Below are 1,111 nucleotides of genomic sequence, written 5' to 3' on the forward strand. Positions count from 1 at the left end.
ATAAAGGTGACCGAGTCGTTCTTGCCGATCCGCTCGGCCCAGACCTGCCCGTCAGACAGGTTCATCGCGGCAAGAATCGAGACGGTGCCGTGCCGGACGTATTCGAACTCCCGGCGTGCCGCCTGGCCCGGTCCGACGGCGTGTTCGGGGTAGCGACGCGACTTGGCCCGGATCCCGGTCTTCTCGTCGATGCTGAGCACGACCCCGTCGGTGGGCGGGCGCAGGTACAGATCGCAGACCGCGGCCGCCAGGGTCCAGAACTGCTCGTTATCGAGGCGGTTCAGCCAGCCGCGGACCTTGTGCGGGTGCAGGTCGGCCTCGGTGAGGATCCGGCCGACGGTATCGGGCGAGATGCCGGTGCCGGCCAGGTGCGCGGCGATCAAGGGGTGAGTCCAGGCCGAGGCCCCGGGTGGCGGGGCGCTGGTCGCGCAGGCCAGGACCCGTAACCGCATCTCGGGCCCGTACTGTTCAGGCCTGCCCGGCCGGAGCAGGTCGAGCAGGCCCCGGATGCCCCGCTCGGCGAAGCGGTCACGCCACTTGCGGACGGTGTTCTCACTGGTGGCCAGGTGTTCGGCGGTCTGGGCCACCGAGAGCCGGTCATCGGCCAGCAGCAGGATGATCCCGGCCCGCAGGACCAGGAACTGCGGGCTGGAGGGACGATCGATGATCCGGTTCAGACGTTTGCGGCGTTGATGCCCGATCCGGATGGTCACGTGCTGAGCCGGTCCGGCGATGCGTCACGATTCCTTGCTGATCGGAGAATGATCAGCAGACCCTGCCCGCTCGTGCCGGGCCGGGCGCGACAGACACGCCGCTATCGTCCACAATCGTCACATGCCGGTCCCGCCCAGGCAGTTGAAGACCCTCGTGGAGGACGACGTCGATTCCCGCGCGTTCACCCACTGGCAGCGGCTGGGCGAGGTGACCATCCGCTGGCGCGGTGCTTTCGGTTATCTGATCGGCCACTTCGATGATGACCAGGACGACACCGGCTTCCCGCTCGGGCGGATCGAGTACCTCGGCGACCCCGACGCCTGGGCATTCGCGCTCTATCAGCCCAGCAGTGACAGCTACCAGGACACCGTGCTGCTCACCGGACGGCGGGTAGGTG

2 protein-coding genes are annotated in these 1,111 nt (G+C 68.0%); one reads left to right on the plus strand and one right to left on the minus strand.

Translation table 11 applies throughout. The features are described from left to right. Positions 1–713, minus strand: a 713-nt coding sequence (locus Acor_RS00125) for an IS630 family transposase (protein ID WP_155334411.1), incomplete at its 3' end; no start/stop codon positions are given. A gap of 121 nt (positions 714–834) precedes the next feature. On the opposite strand from Acor_RS00125, the gene Acor_RS00130 reads away from it, so the two are divergent. Further along, positions 835–1,111 (plus strand): hypothetical protein (locus tag Acor_RS00130; RefSeq protein ID WP_218034035.1); only part of this gene is annotated, 277 nt, incomplete at its 3' end.

The organism is Acrocarpospora corrugata, from assembly GCF_009687845.1.
Lineage (GTDB): Bacteria > Actinomycetota > Actinomycetes > Streptosporangiales > Streptosporangiaceae > Acrocarpospora > Acrocarpospora corrugata.